The following is a 6,505-nucleotide window of genomic DNA, read 5'->3' on the forward strand; positions in this document are numbered from 1 at the left end:
CCGCGACCCGGACGGCTACGACCGATACGGGTTGTAGGCGGGATACGGCACCGCCGGATACCCGTACCCCGGCCAAGACGCCGCAGGCACCGTCGGCCAGGCCGGCGCAGCCGCCCGCGCCGCATACTCCAGGGCCGGGCGCGCCACATCCCTCCGCTTCCACAGCTCGTCCAGCAGCTCCCGCTCCCGGACGACGAAGTCGGCCCCGGCCTTCCCCTGCCGCCCCCGGCGCCGTAGAAACGCGAGCGACGTGGCGTACGCCTCGTACTGGGCCACCGCCCGCGCCGCCGCCCGGCCATGGTGGTGCCGGGCGTAGTCACGGGCCGTCCCCCGCGCCCTCATCGACCCGAGCGCGAACGGCTCGGCCGGCCCCAGCCACCCGGCCAGCACATACGCCGGCAGCTCCTCCCGCACGGTCCGCAGCTCCCGCTGCCGCGTCCAGATCGCGAGCCAGGTCAGCAGCCCGAACACGGGCATCATGAACGCGCCGTAGACGGCGAAGAACCCGAACTCGCCGAAGGTGGAGGAGCCGTTCCAGAAGGCGTGCATGCTCATTGCGAGCAGCAGACCGCAGACCGGCAGCAGCACCCGCCGGGCGCGCTGCCGCTCGGCGGAGAGCGCGGCGACACCGAAGCCGAGACCGGTGAGGGTGGTGAACAGGGGGTGCGCGAACGGGGACATCACGATGCGCACGAAGAAGGTGGCGGCGGTGACGGAGGCGATGCCGCGGTCGCCGGAGAGCTGGTCGGTCCCGAAGGCTGTACCCAGGTAGAGGATGTTCTCGGTGAACGCGAACCCGGTGGCGGTGATCCCCGCTATCACCACCCCGTCCACGATCCCGGTGAAGTCACGTCTGCGGAAGAGAAAGACCAGCAGTACGGCGGCGGCCTTGGCGGACTCCTCCACGATGGGCGCTATCACGGTGGCGCCGAGCGTGTTGGCGCTGGCTGGATCGGCGGTGGCGGTGGCTATCCACTTGGTCGCGAAGCTGTTGGCGACGATGGCTATCAGCGCGGCCGCGCACGCGCCCCAGGCGAAGGCGAAGACCAGATTCCGCCAGGGGCCGGGCTCCACCCGGTCCAGCCAGCGGAAGGCGGCTATGAGCCAGGGCACGGGCAGCATGGCCAGCCCGAGCCCCACGAGAAACCCCTCGGTACCGGTCTGCCTGCGCACCAGCGCCAGGATGACCAGCCCGGACAGCGCCAGCAGCGTGATCAGTGCCCCGTACCGCACCCACCGGCGCTGCCACCAGTGCGGATGGCGCAGCACAAGGCCCTCTGGGCCCGGGGGATACGTCGGAAACGGAGGACTGGTGGCCACGGCATCGACCCTAACGGTGACGGGACGAGGTGCTGAGCGGTTTATCGGCCCTGGTGCGGTACACGATGGAACAGCAGATCGTTCACCACATGTCCCTTGTCCAGTCCCTGACCCTCGAAACGGGTCAGCGGCCGGAACTCGGGGCGTGGCGCGAAACCGCCGTCGGCCTGCGTGTTCTCGAAGTCGGGGTGCGCGCTGAGCACCTCCAGCATCTGCTCGGCGTACGGCTCCCAGTCGGTCGCGCAGTGCACGAGCGCTCCGGGCCTCAGCCGGGTCGCGGCGAGCGTCAGGAACTCGGGCTGGATGAGCCGCCGCTTGTGATGCCGTTTCTTGGGCCAGGGGTCCGGGAAGTACACGCGCAGCCCGTCCAGCGAGTCGGGGGTGAGCATCTCCCTGAGCAGGATGATCGCGTCCCCGTTCGCCACCCGGACATTGTCCATTCCGCCCCGGTCGGCAAGATTCAGCAGATTCCCCTGCCCCGGCGTGTGCACGTCGACGGCGAGGATATTGGTGTCCGGGTCGGCGGCGGCCATCTGCGCGGTGGCCTCGCCCATCCCGAACCCGATCTCCAGCACGACGGGCTTGCTGTTCCCGAACAGCTCGGAGAGCTCGATCACACGCTGCCCGTCGATGTCGAGTCCCCACAGGGGCCACAGCCGCTGCAACGCATCGGCCTGCCCCGCGGTCACCCGACTCCGCCGCGGCTGAAAACTCCGGATCCGCCGCTCGAAGTGCGACCCGGCCGGATCCGCCCTGGGCCCGTCCGGAAACCGCGGCTCACCCTTGGCCCGGGTATGCCGAACGGAGGCGCCGGGGGTGTGGGGGGCCGGCGAGGGGGCTTCGGGGGCGTTGAGGAAGTCAGACACAGTGCTTCCGATTTTACGGCGCTCTACGAGCGTGCCCTTCCGGCTGTACGACGCCTACAGCGAGCCGAGCATGTCCAGCACCCGACGCCCGACCTCCCTGCCGATCGGCAGGGAAGCTGTAGCCGCCGGGGACGGTGCGTTGAGCACGTGCACCGCCCGGCTCCCCTCTCGGATGAGGAAGTCGTCCACCAGCGTCCCGTCCCGCAACACCGCCTGCGCCCGCACCCCGGCCGGGGCCCGCACCAGGTCGTCGCCCTCCACCCCGGGCAACAACCTCCGCACGGCCTCCAGAAACGCCCTCTTCGACAGTGAGCGGTGCAGCTCCCCCGCGCCGTATCTCCAGTGTTGCCGGGCGATCGCCCACGATCCTGGCCATGCCACGGTCCCGGCCAGCTCCCGGGGTCGTACGACCCCCCAGCCGTACCCCTCCCGGGCCAGCGCCGGCACCGCGTTGGGCCCGACGTGCACACCCCCGTCGATGCCCCGGGTCAGATGCACCCCGAGGAACGGGAACGCCGGATCCGGCACCGGATACACCAGCCCCCGCACCAGCTCGGGCCGCGCCAGCTCGTAGTACTCACCGCGGAACGGCACGATCCGCACCTCGGACTCGTCCCCGGTCAGCCGCGCCAGCTCGTCGCAGTACAGCCCGGCGCAGTTCACCAGCACGCGCGCGCGTACGACGTCTCCGCCGGTGGTGAGTACGGCGACCCCCCGCTCCGGCCGCCGGTCGACCCGGACGACCCGCGCGCCGTACCGGATCTCCGCCCCCGAGGCCTGTGCCAGCTGGCGCGCGACGCCCACGAAGTCGCACACGCCGGTCGTGCCGACATGTATGGCCGCCAGCCCCCGGACCTCCGGTTCGTACTCGCCGATCTGGGCGGGGCCCAGCTCCCGCACCGGAATGCCGTTCTCCCGCCCGCGCTGCACGAGCGCGTGCAGCCGCGGCAGCTCCTCCCGCTCCGTGGCGACGATCAGCTTGCCGGTGACGGCGTGCGCGATGCCGTACTCGGCGCAGAACTTCACCATCTCGGCGGCGCCCCGCACGGCATACCGCGCCTTGAGCGAGCCCGGCCGGTAGTAGATCCCGCTGTGGATGACCCCGCTGTTGCGTCCCGTCTGGTGCCGGGCCGGCCCCGGCTCCTTCTCCAGCACGGTCACCCGTGTGCCCGGCGCGGCCCGTGTGATCGCATACGCCGTGGACAGCCCGACGATCCCCCCACCGACCACGAGCACATCACAGTCGTACGCCTCGACCGGCACCTGCACCACCTCCCACCTCGATAGTGCACTGCGCCACTGACAACGCCTTCAAACGCAGGCGCTGCGGGTTCTCAGGCCGGCGCCATCAACAACGGCCGGGCCCGCTCCCGCAGCTCCGCCACCCGCGGCTCGTCCCCGTACGGCTCCAGCCGGTGCAGCAGATCCTTCACATACTCGGTCGTCCGGGCCGAGGAGATCCGCCCGGCCACCTCCACGGCCCGCACCCCCTGCTCGCACGCGGCGTCCAGATTCCCGGACTCCAGCTCGGCGACGGCCGACACCACCAGGCGCAGTCCGTGCGAGCGCACGAACTCCTCCGTCGGCTTCGACAAAGCCTGCTCGGTGAACCGCCGCACCTGCCGGGGCGCCTTCAGATCCCGGTAGCACTCGGCCGCATCGGCAGCAAACCGGTCATAGCCATAAAAACCAAGCCAAGAGGGGTCGTTGTCACCGTCCCTGGACCGCTCGAGCCAGCCCTCCGCCGCCTTCAGCGCCGTACCCGCCGCCTGCGCATCACCCGCACGCGCGTGTGCCCGCGCTTCCACCAGCCGGAAGAAACTCATCGTACGGGCCGTCGCCAGCCCCCGGTTCCGCTCCAGCGCGGCCTGCGCCAGATCGACCCCTTCGTCGCCGAAGCCGCGATACGTCGCCTGGAGCGACATGGAGGCGAGCACATAGCCCCCGAGCGGCACGTCCGCCGCCGCGCGCGCGAGCCGCAGCGCCTGGATGTAGTACCGCTGCGCGGCCTCCTGCTGGCCGGTGTCGAAGGCCATCCACCCGGCGAGCCGGGTGAGTTCGGCGGAGGCCCCGAAGAGTGCGCGGCCCACTTCGTCGGAGTAGGAGCCGAGCAGCAGCGGCGCCGCCTCCACCCGCAGGCACTCCGGCACCATCGACGAACGCCAGTCCCCACCGCCGTACTTGGAGTCCCATCGCCGGGCGTCCTCGGCGGCCTCCCGCAGCTTCTGCACATCGCTGTGGCCGACTTTGATCGGTGCGCCGGAGCCCTCGGCGGAGCCCGCCTCCCGCGCGACCGAGCTGTCGGCGGGGGTTATCAGCCAGCGTGAGGCAGGCGTTGCGTATGCGCTCACTGCGAACGATCCGGCGAGCGACTGCCAGATGCCGCCGGACCCGGCCCGGCGCCCGGCGAAGTCGAGGCGGTACAGCTCCGTCGCCGACTTCACCGCCTGTCCTACGTCTCTGGGGAAGGCGAGGCCCACTTCGGGCGCGGGATCCGCGTCCGCCAGGCCGATCTCGTGGAGCGGCACCGGGCGGCCGAGCTTCTGGCCGATGGCGGCTGCGATGAGGTGCGGGGCCGCGCCCTGCGGCACCATCCCCTTCGACACCCAGCGCGCCACGGAGGTCTTGTCGTAGCGAAGAGTCAACCCGCGTTGTGCGCCAAGGTCGTTGACGCGTCGCGCGAGTCCTGCGTTGCTGATTCCCGCGAGGGCGAGAACGGTGCCGAGCTTTTCGTTCGGCCCGCGTTGCTCCCTGGACATGCGCCACCCCTCGACACAGACGGCTGCCGCGCTGGCATAACCACGCGGCATTCGTAAACCCAGCGTAGTTCGCCGCATCCCAAGCGTTAAGGGGCATTGTTCCGGATGGCGGGATTGTGGTCCGTACGGAAGTGCGGTCCTGTACGCACCGTGCACGGCTTGTCGCCGCGTGCCCCCGCCCGTGTGGCCGTGCGCCCGTCCGTGCGCTCTTCTCCGGCCACCGGGGGAGCGGTTCCATGGCTCTTGCGTGGGTCGGCCCGCTGTACTGGATCCAGTGGGCTGGGGGACACCGCCACCTTCATCCCCGCGGGTGGCGGACCGGTCCGGGAGGCGATGCCCGCCTCCCGGACTGTGCGCGTGCCCGCGTCGCCGCGCTCCCCGCAGGCCTGTACGGAGCGTGCTCAAATCCCGGGCGCCTCTGCATGATTGGCTGAAAATCGCTCCCGCTCGCAGGGGTAAATTTCCGCTCCCACCATGCAACTTGAGGGCGCGAAGGGCGTTTTCGGGGAGCGTACAGGGGGCGCATTCGAGTCGCGGCCATCGCGAGAAGCCGATGGCCGATACGTGCCGAGTCCGTCGACTCCCCTTGGTCTCCCCTGGCGTTCGCCGCGGGTTTCCCTCGATCGAAGCCGGTGCCGCCGCCCCTCCACACCGCGTCTTTCATGGCAGCATGAGGATCCGGTTCGTACGGTGCACTGTTGTCCACAGCCTGTGGAGGCGTCGATGCGGTGGTTGGTGGGTTGGAGCAGCACCGCCGCGGGCGTCGCCGGGATCGGTTCCGCGGGCGCCACCGGCTACGACGGCGAGACCCTGCACCCGGTCGGCTCCCAACTCCTGTGGGGCGACCCGGATCCGCTGTGGGCCGTCGGCGACTGGCGCCCGGACGAGGTGCGCGTGATACGGGCCGACGCGGAGAACCGCATCGCCGTCCTCGGCATCTGCGGCGCCTCCGACGAGGAGCTGCGGCGCGGCCTGTTCACCGCGCGCGGGGGCGCACTGCGCCATCTCACGACCTGGCCGGGCAGCTACACGGCCGTCGTACAGGTCGGCCGACGCATCACCGTCTGCGGCGATCTCGCCGGCGCCCGCCCGGTGTTCCACACCCCCTGGGCCGGCGGCACGGCCTACGCCACCGCCGCGCTCCCCCTCGCCGACCTCATCGAGGCCAACCTCGACTTCGGTCACCTGGCCGCCCTGCTCGCCGCCCCGGACGTACCGGCCGCGCTGCGCGACACCACCCCGTACGAGGGCGTACGGCGCGTTCCGCCGGGGCACGCACTCGTGCTGCGCGCCGGGGCGCGCGAGATCGCCGGGTACGAGCCGGTCGCCTCCCTCGCTGTGGCCGCGCCCCCGGCCGACCCCGACCACGCCGTGGACGCCGTACGCGACGCCCTGGTGGAGGCGGTCCGCACCCGGCTGTCCGCACCGCGCCACGTGCCCGACCTCGACCCCGGCCCGGTGCCCGGCATGGGCCCGGCCGAGCGGCGGGCCCGGCGCGGGATGCCCGTGCCCGGCATCGGCGCCGACCTCTCCGGCGGCCCCGCCTCCGGTACCCTCGCG

General features: G+C 71.6%; 4 protein-coding genes and 1 pseudogene. 1 reads left to right on the forward strand and 4 read right to left on the reverse strand.

Annotated elements, in window-relative coordinates; translation table 11 throughout:
- Positions 1-15: 15 nt before the first annotated feature.
- The 4 genes from M878_RS71125 to M878_RS71140 form a co-directional block, all read right to left on the reverse strand.
- Complete coding sequence (locus tag M878_RS71125; RefSeq protein WP_031225431.1) at positions 16-1,320, reverse strand: PrsW family intramembrane metalloprotease; 1,305 nt, start codon at positions 1,318-1,320, stop codon at positions 16-18.
- Between the two features lie 41 nt (positions 1,321-1,361).
- Positions 1,362-2,186, reverse strand: a complete 825-nt coding sequence (trmB, locus tag M878_RS71130) for a tRNA (guanosine(46)-N7)-methyltransferase TrmB (RefSeq protein WP_031225432.1) — start codon at positions 2,184-2,186, stop codon at positions 1,362-1,364.
- Between the two features lie 54 nt (positions 2,187-2,240).
- The gene (gene lhgO / locus M878_RS71135) at positions 2,241-3,458 is read right to left on the reverse strand and encodes an L-2-hydroxyglutarate oxidase (protein ID WP_023549024.1); all 1,218 of its coding nucleotides are present in this window, start codon (positions 3,456-3,458) and stop codon (positions 2,241-2,243) included.
- 62 nt (positions 3,459-3,520) lie between these two features.
- Complete coding sequence (locus M878_RS71140) at positions 3,521-4,945, reverse strand: NsdA family TPR-like regulatory protein (RefSeq protein WP_031225433.1); 1,425 nt, start codon at positions 4,943-4,945, stop codon at positions 3,521-3,523.
- Positions 4,946-5,668: 723 nt separating this feature from the next.
- On the opposite strand from M878_RS71140, the pseudogene M878_RS71145 reads away from it, so the two are divergent.
- Positions 5,669-6,505: pseudogene (locus M878_RS71145) on the forward strand (asparagine synthase-related protein); the annotation flags it as partial.

The sequence above is a fragment of the Streptomyces roseochromogenus subsp. oscitans DS 12.976 genome (assembly GCF_000497445.1).
Classification (GTDB): Bacteria; Actinomycetota; Actinomycetes; order Streptomycetales; family Streptomycetaceae; genus Streptomyces; species Streptomyces oscitans.